Source organism: Paraburkholderia sp. SIMBA_027, from assembly GCF_046535315.1.
GTDB classification, from domain to species: Bacteria; Pseudomonadota; Gammaproteobacteria; order Burkholderiales; family Burkholderiaceae; genus Paraburkholderia; species Paraburkholderia tropica.
The window spans coordinates 1-259 of record NZ_JAWRWY010000950.1 but is presented as its reverse complement, the minus strand read 5'-3'; the positions used below and the strand labels follow the sequence as shown (position 1 = coordinate 259).

Here is a 259-nt window from a genome sequence, read left to right as displayed (position 1 = left end):
ATCGGCCGCGCGATGATCCAGGCACGGGTCTTTGACCAGTGTGGCAGATAGCTGGTGACGATATCCGTCATCACGCCCCGCGGGATGACCGCATATGCCGTGGTAAAAACCGCCTTGCCGGAGAGCAGATCGGTCTGCGGCGGAAGGCCACCGGGAGGGGAGTAATACGAGCGGTTTGCCATGGTCATTCTCTCAGCGTTTTCGACGGTTCGGACGGTAGTCTTCGGCACGCGGCGGCTCAAGACCGGTTTTGCAATCC

At 60.6% G+C, this 259-nt stretch carries 1 pseudogene; it reads right to left on the bottom strand.

What is annotated here, in order from left to right:
• A pseudogene (locus SB764_RS41925) lies at positions 1-182 on the bottom strand ((S)-ureidoglycine aminohydrolase); the annotation flags it as partial.
• Between the last annotated feature and the right edge of the window lie 77 nt (positions 183-259).